Consider the following 17,775-nt stretch of genomic DNA (forward strand, 5'->3'; position numbering starts at 1 on the left):
AAACGTCTTGAGCGGCAACGGTGTCACGATTCCGTCCGCCAGCAGTTCGGTGATCTCGGCCAGCATGGCCGCGGTGCGGTCGGGACCGGCCTCCATCAGGTCGAACGCCCGGTACACCGCACCCCGGTGCTGATCGGCGACGACGCGCGGATCCCGCACGTCGGTCTTGCCCATCTCGATGAAACGACCGCCGGGAGCCAGCAGCCGCAACGACGCGTCGGTGAACTCGCCGGCCAGGGAGTTGAGCACGACGTCGAAGCCGGCACCGCCGGTCGAGGACGCGAACGTCTTCTCGAACTCCGTCGTGCGCGAATCGCCGACGTGGTCGTCGTCGAATCCCATCGCGCGCAGGGTGTCCCACTTGCCGCGGCTGGCGGTGACGAACACCTCGGCGCCCCAATGCCGCGCCAGCTGCACCGCGGCCATGCCCACCCCGCCGGTGGCGGTGTGCACCAGCACCCGCTCACCGGCGCGCAGCCCGCCCAGCACCGACAGCCCGTACAGCGCGGTCAGGAACACCACCGGCACGCCCGCGGCCTCGACCAGCGACAGCCCCGGCGGCACCGGCGTCACCACGCGCTGATCCACCACCGCTTCCGAACCGACGACCCCGAGCAACCCCATCACCGCGTCTCCGACGGCCAGGCCGGTCACGTCGGGGCCCACCTCGACGACGACGCCGGAGCCCTCGGCACCCAGCCGGCCTCCGCCCGGATACATTCCCAGGGCCACCAGGACGTCGCGGAAGTTGACCCCGACCGCGGCCACCGCGACCCGCACCTGCCCGGCGGTCAATTCCGGGTGCGGGCAACGGCTTACGACCAGGTCCTCGAGGGTACCCTCGCCGCCGGCGTCCAATCGCCAGCCCGCGGAGGGCAACTCGACCGCGGAACCGGCGCGCACCGGCCGCAATCGCGCCGCATAGGCGACGCCCTGGCGAACCACCACTTGCGGCTCGCCGCAACCGATCACCGCGCTGACATCGACCGAGCCGTCGGAGTCGATCAGCACCACCCGGCCCGGCTGCTCCGCCTGCGCCGAGCGCACCAGGCCCCACACCGCCGCACCGGCCAGGTCCGAAACGTCCTCGCCGGCAAGGGCGACCGCGCCGCGGGTCTGCACGGCCAGCACCCCGGCGTTCTCGTCGCGCAACTCCGACTGCAGCACCGCCAAGATCTCGGCGGTCGCGGCGTGCACGGACTTCACCACGTCGCCGCCGTGATCGCCCGGCTCCCACAGCGTCACGGCGACGCCACCGGAGCCCAGCGCGACCGGCGACCAGGTGACGTCGAGCAGGCCCCCGCCGAGCGGTCGGCGGGCGGGGGCCGCCGCCGTCAGCTGCCCCGGCGCGACCGGCCGCATCGCCAACGACCGCACCGAGAGCACCGGCAGCCCCGCCCCGTCGGCCAATTCCACCGAGACGGCGCCGGCGCCGGCCGGTGCGATCCGGACCCGCGCCCGCGACGCACCCGACGCGTGTAGCGACACGCCCTGCCAGGAGAACGGCAGCACGGTGTCGTCGTTCCCGGCGGCGACACCGAGCGCGTGCAGCGCGGCATCCAACAGCACCGGATGTATTCCGAAGCCGCCGTCGGGGGCGGCGGCATCGTCGGGCACGGCGACCTCGGCGAAGATCTCGTCGCCGCGCTGCCACATCGCTCGCAGGCCCTTGAAGGCGCCGCCGTAGTCGTAGCCGCGCCGCGCCAGCCGCTCATAGGCGTCGGTGACGTCCACCGCGGTCGCCCCGGCGGGCGGCCAGCTCGAGAGGTCCGCGGCCGGTGTCACGGCGCCCGGCCGCAGCAACCCCTCGGCATGCAGCACCCACTCCGAATCCGGCTGCGCGTCAATCGAATACCCTGCCAGCCTCCGCCGGCCCGACTCGTCGGGGGCGCCGACCACCAGCTGCACCCGCACGCCCCCGGCCGCGGGCAGCAGCAAGGGCGCCGAGATGGTCAGCTCGTCGAGCACCCCGCAACCGACCTCGTCGCCCGCGCGGATGGCCAACTCGACGAACCCCGCACCCGGGAACAACACCGTGTCGCCGACCGCGTGATCGGCCAGCCACGGGTGGGCCGCCGTGGACAACCGGCCGGTCAGCACCACGCCGCCGGAATCGGGCCGCGGCACCACCGCGCCCAGCAGGGCGTGCTCGGCCGCGGCCAGGCCCAGGGTGGCGACGTCCTGCGACCCGGTCGACCCGCCAGGAAGCCAAAAATGTTGCCGGACAAAGCCATACGTCGGGAGGTCGACGCGGCGGCCATCGAGACCGGACAGCGCGGCCCGCCAGTCCACCGCCACGCCGGCGACGTGGGCCGCGGCGGCCGAGAGCCAGAAGCGGTCCAGGCCGCCGTCATCGCGGCCCAGCGACGGGATGACGCACCCCCGCTCGCCGTCGGGCATCGTCTCTTCGATGGCGGCCATCAGCACCGGATGCGGACTGGATTCGATGAACGCCTGATAGCCCGCATCGCACGCGCTGCGCACCGCCTTCTCGAATTGCACGGTGCTGCGGATGCTTTGGAACCAGTAGTCGGCGTTCAGCCCCGCGGTGTCCAGCGGTTCGCCGGTGACCGTGGAGAAGAAGGTCACGGCGGACGGCCGCGGCGCCAGCCCGTCCAGCGCGGCGGCGAGGGGGTCCCGAATCGCCTCCACCTGCGCCGAGTGGGACGCGTAGTCGACGTCGATCTTGCGGGCCCGGATGTCGTCGGCCTCGCACCGTTGCATCAGCTCCGCCAGGGCGTCCACCTCGCCCGAGACCACCACCGCCGCAACGCCGTTGACGGTGGCGATGTTGAGCCGGTCGCCCCAGGCGGCGATGAGCTGCTCGGCGCGCGGCAGGCTGCAGGCCAGCGAGACCATGCCGCCCCGGCCCGACAACCGCACCAGCAAGCGGCTGCGCAGCGCGACCACCCGGGCGGCGTCTTCCAGCGACAGGGCGCCCGCCACGTAGGCCGCCGCGATCTCGCCCTGCGAATGGCCGATCACCGCGTCGGGTGTGACGCCCACCGAGCGCCACAGTTCGGCCAGCGACACCATCACCGCCCACAGCGCCGGCTGCACCACGTCCACGCGGTCCAATCCGGGTGCGTCCGGCACCCCGCGGATGACGTCGATCAGCGACCAGTCGACGTGCTCGGCGAGCGCCTTGTCGCACAGCTGCAGGTGTTCGGCGAATGTCGGTGAACTGTCCAGCAATTGGGCACCCATGCCGGCCCATTGCGAGCCCTGGCCGGGAAACACGAACACCGTCTTGCCCATCGGCTGGGCCCGGCCCACCACCAGGCCCGCGCCCTGCTCGCCGGCCGCCAGGGCCGCCAACCCGCGCAGCAACTGCGCGCCGTCGGCGCCCACGACCACCGCGCGGTGCTCGAAGCGCGACCGCGTCGCGATCAGCGACCAGCCCACGTCCAGCGCCCGCACCCGGGGATCGGCCTTCACGCGGGCCAGCAGCCGCGCGGCCTGATTCGCCAGCGCCTCACCCGAACGGGCCGAAAGCACCCACGGGACGATGACGTCATCGCCTGGGGGCGCGGCGTTTTCGAGCTCCGCGGCGTACTGCTCGACGATGACGTGCGCGTTGGTGCCGCTGATGCCGAAGGACGAGACGCCGGCGCGCCGCGGCCGGTCCACGGCCGGCCAGGGCCGCTGTTCGGTCAGCAGCGACACCGCCCCGGCCGTCCAATCCACGTGCGGCGTCGGCTCATCCACGTGCAGCGTCTTGGGCATCACCCCGTGGCGGATCGCCTGCACCATCTTGATCACCCCGCCGGCCCCCGCCGCGGCCGAGGTGTGACCCATGTTCGATTTGATCGAGCCCAGCCACAGCGGCCGATCGGCCGGCCGGTCCTGGCCGTAGGTGGCCAGAACCGCCTGGGCCTCAATGGGATCGCCGAGCGTGGTGCCCGTCCCGTGGCCCTCGACCAGATCGACGTCGGCGGTGTCCAGCCGCGCGTTGGCCAGCGCCGCCCGGATCACCCGTTGCTGCGATGGCCCGTTGGGTGTCGCCAGGCCGTTGGACGCGCCGTCCTGATTGACCGCCGATCCGCGGACCACGGCCAGCACCGGATGCCCGTGCCGGCGGGCGTCGGCCAGCCGTTCCAGCACCAGCACCCCGACGCCTTCGGAGAACCCGGTGCCGTCGGCGGCGCCCGCGTACGCCTTGCACCGGCCGTCGGCCGCCAGCGCCCGCTGGCGGCTGAACTCGATGAACATCGCCGGGGTGGCCATCACCGTCACGCCGCCGGCCAGCGCCAGATCGCACTCGCCGGAACGCAACGACTGCGCCGCCAGGTGCAAAGCCACCAACGACGACGAACACGCCGTGTCCACCGAGACGGCCGGGCCCTCGAACCCCAGCGCATAGGCCACCCGGCCCGAGGCCACGCTCAGCGTCGAGCCGCGCAGGCCGTATCGCTCCAGGTGGCCCGGCACCCGTCCCTGGCCCCCGTAGGAGCCGTGGAATATCCCGGCGAACACGCCGGTCGCCGAGCCGCGCAGGGTGGCCGGGTCAATTCCGGCCCGCTCCAACGCCTCCCAGGACACCTCGAGCAGCAAGCGCTGTTGCGGGTCCATCGCCAGCGCCTCGCTGGGCGCGATGCCGAAGAACGCGGCATCGAAATCGCCGACGTCCGAGAGGAATCCGCCGCACCGGGCGTACGACTTGCCGACGGCGTCGGGGTCGTCGTCGAATAGGCCCGTCAGGTTCCAGCCGCGGTCCGCGGGAAACTCCGAGACCACGTCGCGCCCCTCGACGACCATCTGCCACAAAGCCTCCGGCGAATTCACTCCGCCCGGATACCGGCAGCCCATGCCCACCACCGCCACCGGTTCGGTTGCCGCGCTCAGGTATTGGCGGTTTTCGCGCTTGAGCCGCTCGTTTTCCTTCAGCGACTGGCGAAGGGCCCGGACGAGCTCTTCGGTGTTGCCGTTCATGGCAGGCGGCCTCTCGTGTCACTCATGGCGATACTTCCTGCCGTCGCACCGCAAAAACGCGGACGAGGATCAGTGCCAACGCAATAGCACCAGCTCGGAACAGAATCCAGGCCCCATCGCCAGCATCAACCCGGGGCTGTCGCTCGGCGGCGGCTTGGCCATGGTGTCGCGCAGCACGTGCAGCACCGACGCCGACGACAGGTTGCCGATCTCGCCGAGCGAGCGCCAGGTCAGTTCGAGGGCCTCGGGCGGCAGGTCGAGCGCGGCGTTGATCGCCTCGATCACCTTGGGGCCGCCGGGGTGGCTGACGAACGCGCCGATGTCGGCGGTGGTCAACCCGTGTGCTCCGAGGAACCCGGTGACGTCGTCTTCGAGGTATTGCTCCACCACGGCGGCGACGTCCTTGGACAGCACCAGTTCGAAGCCGGTGGTTCGCACGTCGAAGCCCATGGTGCGCAGGGAATCGGGATACAGGTGGCTGCGCGAGTCGAGGATGCTGGGCCCGCTGGCGGCCAACCGTTCGGCACGACGCTCGCCGACGGCCACCACCGCCGCGGCCCCGTCGGCGAACAGCGCGCTGCCGACCATGCCGGCCAGCGACGGCGTGTATCCGGGATAGGTCAGCGAGCAGAGCTCGACCGAGATCAGAGCGGCGACGGCGTCGGGCGCGCCGCGCAGGTAGTCGTGCACGCGGGCCACCCCCGCGGCGCCGGCCACGCAGCCCAGCCCGAACAGCGGCACCCGTCGCACGTCGTCGCGCAGGCCGAGCTTCGCGGCGATCCGCGCGTCCACGGAGGGCACCGCCAGGCCGGTGACCGTCGTGGTGATGAGCACGTCGACGTCCTCGGGCCGCAGCCCCGCCTCGTCGAGCGCCCCGGACAGCGCCTCGCAGCCCAGCTTCACGGCGTGTTCGGTGAAGATCCGGTTCGCCAGGCCGAAGTCGGTCAGCGCGGGGTACTGCTCGAGCGGCAGCACCAGATGACGGCTGCCGACTTTGGCGCTGGCGTGCAGCTGCCGGACGATGTCCTCGTAGCCTTCGAACTCCGGGATGCTGACGAAGAAATCGGTGAGCTCGCGCTGGGAGTATCGGTGCGGCGGTAACGCACCGAAGACGCCGGCGACGACGCTCATTTTTCTCCCACCCCTTGGTGACGAGGACCCGGCCCGTGGCGTTCAACCGGATCGCTTTGAGCCCGAAGTCTAGTCTGCATGTCCCCGGCCGTCAGGGAAAACAAGCTCATCTCAGGCGCCGCCACCCAGCCGGCTTTTGAGCCGATCGGCGCTGGCCAGGACGGTTTCGATCTGCTCGGCGACCCGCGCCGGCGCGGTGCCGCCGCGCGCGTCACGCGAGGACACCGACCCCTCGATCGTCAAGACCTCCCGCACCTGCGGCGTGAGATCGGGGCTGATGGCGGCCAATTCGTCATCGGTCAGCTCGTCGAGTCCGACGGAGCGCTGCTCGGCGGCGCGCACCGCGGCCCCGGCGGCCTCGTGCGCCGACCGGAACGGCACGCCCTGGCGCACCAGCCATTCGGCGATGTCGGTGGCCAGCGTGTAGCCGGCCGGAGCCAGGGCGGCCATCCGCTCGACGTCGAAGGTCAGGCTGGCCACCAGCCCGGTCATCGCCGGCAGTACCAGCTCCAGCTGGGCGACCGAGTCGAACACCGGCTCCTTGTCTTCCTGCAGGTCACGGTTGTACGCGAGCGGCTGGGCCTTCAGCGTGGCCAGCAGGCCGGTCAGGTTGCCGATCAGCCGGCCGGACTTGCCGCGCGCCAGCTCGGCGATGTCGGGATTCTTCTTCTGCGGCATGATCGAGCTGCCGGTCGACCACGAATCGTGCAGCTTGACGTAGCCGAATTCCGTCGAGCTCCACAGGATGATGTCCTCGGCCAGCCGGGACAGGTCCACCCCGATCATGGCGAACACGAAGGCGGCCTCCGCGGCGAAATCCCGGGATGCGGTGGCGTCGATGGAGTTGTCGGCGGCGGCGGCGAAGCCCAGTTGCGCGGCGATCGCGTCGGGGTCCAGGCCCAGCGACGATCCGGCCAGCGCGCCCGAGCCGTACGGCGACACCCCGGCGCGCCGGTCGAAGTCGACGATCCGGTCGACGTCGCGCAGCAGCGGGTGGGCGTGGGCCAGCAGGTGGTGGGCCAGCAGCACCGGTTGGGCGGACTGCAGGTGGGTCTTGCCCGGCATGATGGCGCCGGGGTGGGCGGCGGCCTGGGCGGCCAGCGCGGCGACGACGTCGAGCGCCCCGGCGGCGACCCGGCGCACGGCGTCGCGCAGCCACATCCGGAACAGGGTGGCCACCTGGTCGTTGCGCGACCGGCCGGCCCGCAGCCGCCCGCCCAGGTCGGGCCCGACCCGGTCGATCAGTCCGCGTTCCAGCGCCCCGTGCACGTCCTCGTCGGTGACCAGCGGCGAGAAGCTGCCGTCGGCGACGTCGGAGGCGAGCTGGTCGAGGCCGGCCAGCAGTCCGTCGCGCTGCTCCTCGGTCAGCAGCCCGGCGCGAAACAGGATCACGGTGTGGGCCCGCGAGGCGACGATGTCGTAGGGGGCCAGCACCCAGTCGAAGTGGGTGGACTTGCTCAGCGCGGTCAGCGCATCCGACGGGCCGTCGGCGAACCGCCCGCCCCACAACGACCCTTCGCGAGTGCTCACGCGTCGGCCGGGCCCTGCAACGTCCGGTCCCGGCGCGAGGCGATCTTCGACGACAGCCCGTGCACGTAGACGAAACCCTTTGCGGCCGACTGGTCGAAGCTGTCGCCCTCGTCGTAGGTGGCCAGGTTGAAGTCGTACAGGGATTCGGCGCTGCGCCGGCCGTTGACCGCAATGTGGCCGCCGTGCAACACCATTCGCACTTCGCCCGTCACGTGTTCCTGGGTCTTGGCGACGAAGCTCTCCAGCGCCTCCTTCAGCGGTGAGTACCACAGCCCGTCGTAAACCAGCTCGGCCCAGCGCTGATCGGTGTGCCGCTTGAACCGGCCCAGCTCGCGTTCCAGCGTGACGTGCTCGAGCTCGGTGTGGGCGGTGATGAGCACCATGGCGCCGGGCGCCTCGTAGATCTCACGGCTCTTGATGCCCACCAGCCGGTCCTCGACGACGTCGAGCCGGCCGACGCCCTGGGCGCCGGCGCGGGCGTTGAGTTCCTCGATGGCCTGCAGTACCGACACTTTCTTGCCGTCGATCGTCACCGGCACGCCGCGCTCGAATCCGACGATCACCTCGTCGGGCGTGCTCCAGTTCAGCGTGGGGTCTTCGGTGTAAGCGTAGACGTCCTTGGTGGGGGCGTTCCAAAGGTGTTCCAGGAAGCCGGTTTCCACCGCCCGGCCCCACACGTTCTGGTCGATGGAGAACGGTGAGCGCTTGGTGACGTTGATGGGGATGGCGTTCTCCTCGGCGAACGCGATGGCCTTCTCGCGCGTCCAGGCGTAATCGCGGACCGGCGCCAGCACCTCGAGATCGGGTGCCAGCGAACCGAATCCGACCTCGAACCGGACCTGGTCGTTGCCCTTGCCGGTACAGCCGTGCGCGACGATGCTGCCGCCGTGCTCGCGGGCGGCCGCCACCAGGTGCTTGACGATCAGCGGCCGGCTGATCGCCGACACCAGCGGGTAGCGATCCATGTAGAGGGCGTTGGACAGGATGGTGGGCAGGCAGTAGCCCTCGGCGAACTCGTCGCGGGCATCGACGACGACGGCTTCGACCGCGCCGCAGTCCAGGGCCCGCTGGCGAATGACCTCCATGTCCTCGCCGCCCTGGCCGAGGTCGATCGCCACCGCTACGACCTCACGGCCGGTCTCCTTGCCGATCCAGCTGATGGCCACCGAGGTGTCCAGACCGCCGGAATACGCCAGGATGACGCGTTCTGACATGAACCAATCTCCTTATACTTGAAGCGCTTACGTGAGTTTTTCCAAGGTGGTGGCCAGCTCGGCGCCGGTCATCGGCTCTCGGGCGGCCACAAAGACGGTGTCGTCGCCGGCGATGGTGCCGACGACGTACGGTAGCGCCGCGCGGTCGATCGCGCTGGCCAGATAGTTGGCGCCGCCCGGCGGCGTGCGCAGCACCGCGAGGTTGGCGCTGGCGTCGGCGGACACCAGCAGTTCGCCCAGCAGCCGGGACAGTCGCGCGGTGCCGCCGGACACGCCCCGCACCGGGCTGCCGTCCTCGGGGACGACGTAAACCCCGACGCCGCCGTCGGCGCCGCGCAGCTTGACCGCGCCCAGTTCCTCCAGGTCCCGCGACAGGGTGGCCTGGGTGACCTCGATGCCCTCGTCGGCCAGCCGGGCCGCCAGCTCGCTTTGGCTGCTGATCGACGCCGAGGACAGGATCGCCACGATGCGGTCCTGCCGGCCGGCCCGGGTGGTTTCGGGAGCGCTCTTCGAGCGGGTCATGACCGCCGCTCCACAAGCCAGGCCAGCAGCGCCTTTTGGGCGTGCAACCGGTTTTCGGCCTCGTCGAAGACCACGCTGGCCGGCCCGTCCATCACCTCGTCGGTGATCTCCTCCCCGCGGTGCGCCGGAAGGCAGTGCAGCACAATGGCTTCCGGGTCGGCCAGAGACAGCAGGTCGGCGTTGATCTGGTAGGGCCGAAACGGTGTGAGGCGGTCCAGCCCGTCGTCCTCCTGGCCCATCGACGTCCAGGTGTCGGTGACCAAAACGTCGGCACCGCGCGCGGCAGCGCCGGCGTCGGCGGTGAGCGTGACCGAGGCGCCGGTGTCCTCGGCGCGCCGGCGCGCCGCCGCCACGAACGCCGGGTCGGGGGTGAAGCCGTCCGGGGCGGCGATCGTGACGTGGATGCCGGCCGTCACCCCGCCGAGCATCAGCGAGTGCGCCATGTTGTTGGCACCGTCTCCCAGGTAGGTCATCTTCAGCCCGCGCAGTGACCCCTTGCGCTCGGCGATGGTCTGCAGGTCGGCGAGCACCTGGCAGGGATGGAATTCGTCGGAGAGCGCGTTGACCACCGGCACGGTCGCGGTCGAGGCCATCGCCTCGAGGCGCTCCTGCCCGAACGTCCGCCAAACGATGGCATCGACGTAGCGCGACAGCACCCGCGCGGTGTCTTCCAGGGTTTCGTCGCGCCCCAGCTGGGTGCTGCGGGCGTCGACGACGACGGCGTGCCCGCCCAGTTGGGCGATGCCGACCTCGAACGAGAACCGGGTGCGGGTGGAGTTCTTGTCGAACAGGACCGCGACCCCGCGGGGGCCCTCCAGCGGGCGGGCGCTAAACGGGTCCTTCTTCAGTTCGGCGGCCAGCGCCAGCACCTCGGCCTGCTCGGCGGGCGACAGGTCGTCGTCGCGCAGGAAGTGCCTAGTCACGTGGCGCGTCATGCTGCGGCCGCCTCGTCGAGAATGCTCGGCAGGGCGCCGAGGAAGCCGTCGATCTGGGCGTCGGTGATGATCAGTGGCGGCGCCAGCCGGATGACGTCGGGTGCGGCCGCGTTGACCAGGAACCCGGCCCGGCGCGCGGCCGCCTCGGCGTCCTTGGCGCGCGGCGCGGTGAGCGCGACCCCGCAGAGCAGCCCGCGGCCGCGCACGTGGTCGACCAGCGGGTGGGCCAGCGCCTCGATGCCGTGGCGCAACGACTTGCCCAGCACCTCGGCATGGCGGATCAGGTTCTCCTCCGCCAGCACCCGCAGCACCGCGAGCGCGGCCGCCGCGCAGATCGGGTTGCCGCCGAAGGTGCTGCCGTGCAGGCCCGGCGTCATCAGGTCGGCGGCCGGCCCGACGGCCAGGCAGGCGCCGATCGGCAGGCCGCCGCCGAGCCCCTTGGCCAGCGTCACCACGTCCGGGGTGATGCCGTCGTGCTGGTGGGCGAAAAACGTTCCGGTGCGGCCCATCCCGGTCTGCACCTCGTCGAGCACCAGCAGCGCCCCGTGCCGCGCGGTGATGTCGCGGGCGGCGGCGAGGTAGCCCTCGGGCGGCACGACGACGCCGCTCTCCCCCATGATCGGTTCCAGGAACACCGCGGCGGTGGCGTCGTCGACGGCGCCCGCCAGCGCGTCGGTGTCGCCGTAGGGCACGTGCGTGACGGCGCCGGGCAGCGGCGCGAACGGCGCCTGCTTGCTGGGCTGACCGGTCAGCGCCAGCGATCCCATGGTGCGGCCGTGGAAAGCCTCCTGCGCGGCAACCAGTTTGGTGCGCCCGGTGAGCCGCGACAGCTTGAACGCCACCTCGTTGGCCTCCGTCCCGGAGTTGCAGAAGAACACCCGCGCCGGGGAATCGGTGCCGAGCAGGCTTACCAGTTCTTCGGCCAGCGCCAGACCCGGTCCGGTGGCATACAGGTTGGAGGTGTGGCCCAGCGTGGACATCTGGTGGGTGACGGCCTCGATGATCGCGGGGTGGCGATGGCCCAGGACGTTGACCGCGATGCCGCCGAGCAGGTCGAGGTAGGTCTTCCCGTCCACGTCGGTAACCACGGCGCCGTCGCCGCTGGCCAGGGCCATCGCCGGGGTGCCGTAGTTGTTCATCATCACGGCTTCCCAGCGCCGCCGGACGTCCTCGGTGTGGCTCACGGGCGCACCACCTTGGTGCCGGTGCCCGCGTCGGTGAAAAGCTCCACCAGCACACAGTGTTCGACCCGCCCGTCGATGACGTGCGCGCTGGGCACGCCCGCGGTGACGGCGCGCAGGCACGCTTCGACTTTGGGAATCATGCCCGCCTCCAGCGTGGGTAGCAGTTGTGACAATGTGGCCGTGTCGATTTCGCTGACCAGCGAACCGCGGTCCGGCCAGCTGGTGTACAGGCCTTCGACATCGGTGAGCATCAGCAGCTTCTCGGCGCGCAGCGCCTCGGCCAGCGCCGCCGCGGCGGTGTCGGCGTTGATGTTGTGCACCACGCCCTCGGCGTCCGGCGCCAGCGTCGACACCACCGGAATGCGCCGCGCCGCAATCAGATCCAGCACGGCGGCGGTGTTGACCATCTCGACGTCGCCCACCAGGCCGATGTCGGTGGCCACGCCGTCGACGGTGACGCTGCGCCGCACAGCGGTGAACAACTGGGCGTCCTCGCCGGTGATGCCGACGGCGTACGGTCCGTGCGCGTTGATCAGGTTGACCAGTTCGCGGCCGACCTGGCCGAACAACACCATCCGGGCCACGTCGAGCACTTCCGGTGTGGTGACCCGGAATCCGCCCTTGAAGTCGCCCGGGATGCCGAGCCGGCGCAGCATCGCGGTGATCTGCGGGCCGCCGCCGTGCACGACGACGGGATGAACGCCGCAGTTACGCAGGAACGCCATGTCGGCGGCGAAGGCGTGCCGCAGCGTGTCGTCGGTCATGGCGTTGCCGCCGTACTTGATCACCACGATCTTGCCGTGCAGCTGCTTGAGCCAGGGCAGGGCTTCGGCCAGCACCTGCGCCTTGACCACGGTGGACAACGCTTCTGTCGAGCTCATGAGCTGTAGGCCGAATTCTCCTCGACGTACCCGTGCGACAGGTCGGTGGTCCGGATGGTGGCCCGGTGCTCGCCGAGCCGCAGATCGACCGTGATGTCGATGTCGGCTTCGGACAGGTCCACCTCGCGGGCGCCCGGCACCGGCACCCCGTCGGCGAAGACCGCAAAGCCGTTGAACGACACCGTGATCCGGTCGGGGTCCAGATCGATGGGCGCCATCCCGACGGCCGCCAGCACCCGGCCCCAGTTGGGGTCCGAGCCGAACACCGCCGTCTTGACCAGGCTGTCGCGGGCGATCGTGCGGGCGGCGACCAGGGCGTCGTCCTCGGAGGCCGCCCCCGCCACGGTGACGTTGACCCGCTTGGTGACGCCCTCGGCGTCGGCTTGCAGCTGCGCGCACAGGTCGTCGCACGCCCGCAGCACGGCGTCGTCGAGTTCGGCCTGGCTGGGCGCGATCCCGCTGGCTCCCGACGTCAGCAGCAGCACGGTGTCGTTCGTCGAGCACGCGCCGTCGACGTCGAGCCGGTCGAAGGTGGCCGCGGTGGCGTGGCGCAGCGCGCGGTCCAGGGCCGCCGCGTCGACGGCCGCGTCGGTGGTGAGCACGCAGAGCATCGTCGCCAGCGACGGCGCGAGCATGCCGGCGCCCTTGGCCATCCCGCCGACCGTCCAGTTGCCCGGGTGGTGCAGCGCAACCTGTTTGGGCACGGTGTCGGTGGTCATGATCGCCTGGGCCGCCTCGTCACCGCCGGACAGGCCGCCGGCCATGTCCTGCACGATCGTGCGCACGCCGGCGAGCACCTTGTCCATCGGCAACCGGTCGCCGATCAGCCCGGTGGAGCACACCGCGACCTCGATGGCCCCGGTCTCGGTCCCCCAGTCCGACAGCGCGGCGGCGACGGCCTCGGCGGTGGCGTGGGTGTCCTGAAATCCGCCGGGCCCGGTGCAGGCGTTGGCGCCGCCGGAGTTGAGGATCACCGCGCGCAGCGCGCCGGTGCTCAGCACCTGCTGGCTCCACAGCACCGGTGCCGCTTTGACCTTGTTGCGGGTGAACACCCCGGCGGCGGCGTAGTCCGGCCCTTCGTTGAACACCAGGGCCAGATCGCGGTTGCCCGAGGCCTTGATGCCGGCGGCGATGCCGGCGGCCCGGAATCCGGCCGGCGCGGTGACGCCCTGTTCGCGCAGCAGCCGCGCTTGCGTCGCTACGACAGATGGCGCCGCTCCTGCGACCCCGGCTACGCCGGCGTCATCGTCGCCGGCGCGCGTCACGGCGCCACCCCGATCACCGAAAGCCCTTCGGTCTCCGGCCAACCCAGGGCCAGGTTCATCGACTGCACGGCGGCGCCGGCGGTTCCCTTGACCAGGTTGTCGATCGCGGCGATCGCGACGAAGGTCTGCGCCGCCTCGTCCACCGCGACCGCGATGTGCGCCGCGTTGCTGCCGATCACCGCTCCGGTGCGGGGCAGCTGCCCCTCGGGCATCAGGTAGATGAAAGGCTCTGCGTGGTAAGCCTTTTCGTAGGCTTCGCGCAGTTGTGCCAGCGGCGCGCGGGTGCGCGCGGTGCAGGTGGCCAGGATGCCGCGGGAGGTCGGGATGAGCACCGGGGTGAACGACACCGTGACGTCGCGGCCGGTAACCGCCCCGAGCCCCTGGGCGATCTCCGGGGTGTGCCGGTGCGCCCCGCCGATGTTGTAGGCCCGCGCCGACCCGATGACCTCCGCGCCCAGCAGGTCGGTCTTGGCTGCGCGACCGGCCCCGGACGTGCCGCTGACCGCCACCACGGTGACGGCGGGCTCGATGAGATCCGCGGCCACCGCGGGCAGCAAGGCCAGCAACGCCGCGGTCGGGTAGCAGCCCGGCACCGCGATGCGGCGGGCGCCGCGCAGCCGCTCCCGGGCGCCGGGCAGCTCCGGCAGACCGTAGGGCCAGCTGCCGGCGTGCGCGGACCCGTAGTAGCGCTCCCACGCGTCGGCGTCGGTGAGCCGGAAGTCGGCGCCGCAGTCGATGATCAGGGTGTCGGGCCCGAGCTGAGAGGCCAGCGCGGCCGAATGGCCGTGCGGCAGGGCCAGGAACACCACGTCGTGGGCGGCGAGCACGTCGAGCTCGGTCGGCTCGACCACCCGCTGGGCCAGCGGGGTCAGGTGCGGGTGGTGCTCGCCGAGCGTGCTGCCGGCACTGGCGGCGGCGGTCACCGCGCCGATCGTCAGGCGTCCGTTCGCGTAGGCCGGGTGCCCGAGCAGCAGGCGCAGGATTTCACCGCCCGCGTAGCCGCTGGCACCGGCAACCGCCACCTTCATTCCGTCGATTCTGCATGGTTATGCAGTGCTTTGCAAATCCATTCCACTAGGCCCGTAGCTCCGCGCCGACCGCCTCGGCGGCGCGGCGCACCGCGGCGTCGCGAGCGGCGGTGGCGTCGTCCTCGGTGAGGGTGCGGTCGGGCGCGCGGAAGCGCAGCGCGAAGGTCAGCGATTTGCGGTCCTCGCCGATCTGCGGGCCGGTGAACACGTCGAACAGCTGCAGGTCTTCGAGCAGCTCCCCAGCGCCTTCGCGGACGGCGTCGGCCACCGCCTGGGCCGGCACCTGCGCGGGCACCACCAGGCTGAGGTCCTGGAAGACGGCCGGGAACGGCGACACCCGCGGCGCCGGCAGCGTCAGCGGGATGGGTATCGCGTCGAGGTTGAGCTCGAGGGCGCAGGTGCCCTTCGGCAGCCCGGAGCGCTCGATCACCGCCGGATGCAGCTGACCCGCGTGCCCCACCGCAACGTCCCCGACGAGCACCTCGGCGCACCGCCCCGGATGCCAGGGCAGGTATTGCGCCGCGCGCAATCGCACGTCGATTCCGCCGGCGCGGGCGATGATGCGCACCGCCTCGAACGCGTCGGCGGCTTCGGCGCGCCGGCCCGGGCCCCAGGGTCCGCGGTGTTCCCGCAGGCCGCTCAGCACCGCGGCGACGTGCTGGGGTTGCCGCGGCAACGACGCGTCGAGCGCGGCGATCTCGGCGTCGGTGGGCCGGCGGCCGACGGGGATCACGTTCACGGCGCGGGTGTCCGCCGTCGGCTGGACCACCTGCGCGAGGGCATAGAGGGAGACGTCGACCAGGCCGCGCGAGACGTTGCGCACCAACGCTTCCAGCAGCGCCGGCAGCAGCGTGGTGGCCAGGTGCGGGCGGTCGGCCTCCAGCGGGTTGAGCACGTCGGTCGTGATGCGCCGCGGGTCGTCGGCCGGCAGGCCCCACAGGTCGAACACGCCGGCGGGCAAGAACGGGGTGGGCAGGATCTCCACATAGCCGGACTCGGCCAGCGACCTGCCGATCGCGCGGCGGCGCTTCTGCACGGCGGACAGGCCGCGGCCGGCCGGCGCCGACGGCAACACCGACGGAATAACCTCGAGCCCCTCCAGCCGCAGCACCTCCTCGACCAGATCGGCGGGCTGCAGCAGGTCGGGACGCCAGCTGGGTGGCGTCACCGTCAGCGTGTCGCCGTTCGCCACGACCTCGGCGCCGATCTGGGCGAGCCGCCTGGCGGTGGTGCCCGGCGCATAAACCACCCCGGCGAGGCGATCCGGCAGGTCGGCGGCGATGTCGATCGGCGGGAGCGACCAGTCGTCGCGCGGTGGGTCGCCGCGCCAATCGGTCAAACCCTCCCCGACCACGCCACCGGCGATGTCGGCGAGCAGGGTGGCGCAGCGGTCCAGCGCGGCCACCGAGATGGCCGGATCCACCCCGCGCTCGTAGCGGCGGGCGGCTTCGCTGGGCAGGTGCAGCCGGCGCTGGGTGCGCGACACGGCGGCCGGGTCCCAAACCGCGGCCTCGAGCAGCACGTCGGTCGAATCGGCGCGCACCTCGGTGCTCGCCGCGCCCATCACGCCGCCGATCGCGGTGGTCGCCGTGTCATCGACGATGAGCACGTCGGCCGGTTCGAGTTTGCGCTCGATGTCGTCGAGGGTCACCACGGTCTCGCCGGGCCGGGCGAATCGCACGCCGAAGCCGCCGGTGATGCGGTTGCGGTCGTGGGCGTGCATCGGGTGACCGAGCTCGAGCATCACGTAGTTCGTCACGTCGACGGCCGGGGACGTCGCGCGGATGCCGGACAACAGCAGCCGGCGCTGCAGCCACCACGGCGACACGGCGGCCGGGTCGATGCCGGTGACCGGGCGCAGCGCGAACCGCCGAACCCCGGTGCCGGGCTGCACGGTCAGCGGCCAGGCCTCGCCGTTGGCCGGCAGCGGCTTGATCACCTGGCTGCCGGCGGGGTCGACGAAGTCCAGGTCGTAGGCGCAGGCGACCTCGCGGGCCAGCCCACGCAACGACAGGCCGTAGCCGCGGTCGGGCGTGATCGCCAGGTGAAAGATCACGTCGTCCAGGCCGAGCACGGCGGCGGCGCCGGCGCCGGGGTCGGCGGTGCCCGGCGGCAGCACCAGGATCCCGGAATGGTCGGCGCCCAGCCCGAGTTCGGCCGCCGAGCAGATCATTCCGTCGGAGGTGCGGCCGTAGGTCTTGCGGGCGGCGATGGTGAAATCGCCGGGCAGCGTGGTGCCCGGCAGCGCCGCCACGATGAGGTCACCAGCAACGAAGTTGCTTGCGCCGCAAACAATCTCACGGTCCTTGTTTTCACCGACGTCGACGTGGCAGAACCGGATCGGCTTCTTGAAACCGGTGAGCTCTTCGATGTCGGTGACCCGGCCCACGGTCAGCGGGCCGTCGACCGGTCCCAGGGTGGCGACCTCCTCGACCTCATGGCCGATGCGCACCAGCGTCTGCTCCAGCTCGGCGGCCTCGACGTTCCAATCCGGCGCGCCGGCCGCCACGATCTCACGTAGCCAGCTGTAGGGAACGCGCATCAGGCACCCACCCCGAACGGAAGCGAGAACCGCACGTCGCCCTCGACCATGTCGCGCATGTCCGGAATCCCGTTGCGGAACTGCAGGGTTCGTTCCAGCCCCATGCCGAACGCGAAGCCGGAGTACGCGCCCGGATCAATCCCGGCGGCGCGCAACACGTTTGGATGCACCATCCCGCAACCGCCCCACTCCACCCAGCCGGGGCCGCCCTTCTTGCCGACGAACCAGACGTCGACCTCGGCGGACGGCTCGGTGAACGGGAAGAAGTGTGGCCGGATCCGGGTGCGCGCCTCGGGGCCGAACTCGGCGCGCGCGAACGCATCCAGCGTTCCCCGCAGGTGCGCCATCGTCAGGCCGCGGTCCACCGCCAGACCCTCGACCTGGTGGAACACCGGGGTGTGGGTGGCGTCGAGCTCGTCGGTGCGGAACGTGCGGCCGATCGAGACGATGTAGACGGGCAGCTCGCGGGCGAGCAGGGTGCGCACCTGCACCGGCGACGTGTGGGTGCGCAACAGCTGCCGGGAATCGTCGGGCGCGATGTAGAAGGTGTCCTGTTCGCTGCGCGCGGGGTGGTCGGCCGGGAAGTTCAGCGCGTCGAAGTTGAACTGCTC

12 protein-coding genes are annotated in these 17,775 nt (G+C 71.6%); all 12 read right to left on the reverse strand.

From position 1 onward, the window contains the following. Nucleotides 1-4,932 (reverse strand): type I polyketide synthase (locus A9W96_RS08840; RefSeq protein ID WP_067139061.1); only part of this gene is annotated, 4,932 nt, incomplete at its 3' end. A gap of 69 nt (nt 4,933-5,001) precedes the next feature. Then, nucleotides 5,002-6,063, reverse strand: coding sequence for a type III polyketide synthase (locus tag A9W96_RS08845; RefSeq protein ID WP_066870480.1), 1,062 nt, complete (start codon nt 6,061-6,063; stop codon nt 5,002-5,004). Nucleotides 6,064-6,174: 111 nt separating this feature from the next. After that, complete coding sequence (argH, locus tag A9W96_RS08850) at nt 6,175-7,593, reverse strand: argininosuccinate lyase (protein WP_067139063.1); 1,419 nt, start codon at nt 7,591-7,593, stop codon at nt 6,175-6,177. After that, nucleotides 7,590-8,807 carry an argininosuccinate synthase gene (locus tag A9W96_RS08855; protein WP_066870474.1) on the reverse strand — a complete coding sequence of 406 codons (1,218 nt, stop codon included), beginning with the start codon at nt 8,805-8,807 and terminating at the stop codon, nt 7,590-7,592. Before A9W96_RS08855 ends, argH begins: the two co-directional genes overlap by 4 nt. 27 nt (nt 8,808-8,834) lie before the next feature. Continuing rightward, nucleotides 8,835-9,329 carry an arginine repressor gene (locus A9W96_RS08860; RefSeq protein WP_066870470.1) on the reverse strand — a complete coding sequence of 165 codons (495 nt, stop codon included), beginning with the start codon at nt 9,327-9,329 and terminating at the stop codon, nt 8,835-8,837. Next, a complete protein-coding gene (gene argF / locus A9W96_RS08865) occupies nt 9,326-10,252 on the reverse strand; it encodes an ornithine carbamoyltransferase (protein ID WP_067139072.1) in 927 nt (308 codons plus the stop codon). The genes A9W96_RS08860 and argF overlap by 4 nt, the downstream gene beginning before the upstream one ends. 8 nt (nt 10,253-10,260) lie before the next feature. Beyond that, complete coding sequence (locus A9W96_RS08870) at nt 10,261-11,448, reverse strand: acetylornithine transaminase (protein WP_082972108.1); 1,188 nt, start codon at nt 11,446-11,448, stop codon at nt 10,261-10,263. Then, nucleotides 11,445-12,329: an acetylglutamate kinase gene (gene argB / locus A9W96_RS08875; protein ID WP_066867165.1), complete on the reverse strand. Its 885-nt coding sequence runs from the start codon at nt 12,327-12,329 to the stop codon at nt 11,445-11,447. Before argB ends, A9W96_RS08870 begins: the two co-directional genes overlap by 4 nt. Further along, nucleotides 12,326-13,513, reverse strand: coding sequence for a bifunctional glutamate N-acetyltransferase/amino-acid acetyltransferase ArgJ (gene argJ / locus A9W96_RS08880; protein ID WP_067139075.1), 1,188 nt, complete (start codon nt 13,511-13,513; stop codon nt 12,326-12,328). The genes argB and argJ overlap by 4 nt, the downstream gene beginning before the upstream one ends. A 77-nt stretch (nt 13,514-13,590) precedes the next feature. Further along, the gene (argC, locus tag A9W96_RS08885) at nt 13,591-14,622 is read right to left on the reverse strand and encodes an N-acetyl-gamma-glutamyl-phosphate reductase (RefSeq protein ID WP_067139066.1); all 1,032 of its coding nucleotides are present in this window, start codon (nt 14,620-14,622) and stop codon (nt 13,591-13,593) included. A 46-nt stretch (nt 14,623-14,668) separates the two neighbouring features. Further along, nucleotides 14,669-17,164, reverse strand: coding sequence for a phenylalanine--tRNA ligase subunit beta (pheT, locus tag A9W96_RS08890; RefSeq protein ID WP_067139069.1), 2,496 nt, complete (start codon nt 17,162-17,164; stop codon nt 14,669-14,671). Further along, on the reverse strand, nt 17,164-17,775 hold a 612-nt coding region (locus A9W96_RS08895; protein WP_082972109.1), incomplete at its 5' end, for a phenylalanine--tRNA ligase subunit alpha. The genes A9W96_RS08895 and pheT, both read right to left, overlap by 1 nt.

The sequence above is a fragment of the Mycobacterium sp. 1245852.3 genome, assembly GCF_001669335.1.
Classification (GTDB): Bacteria; Actinomycetota; Actinomycetes; order Mycobacteriales; family Mycobacteriaceae; genus Mycobacterium; species Mycobacterium europaeum_A.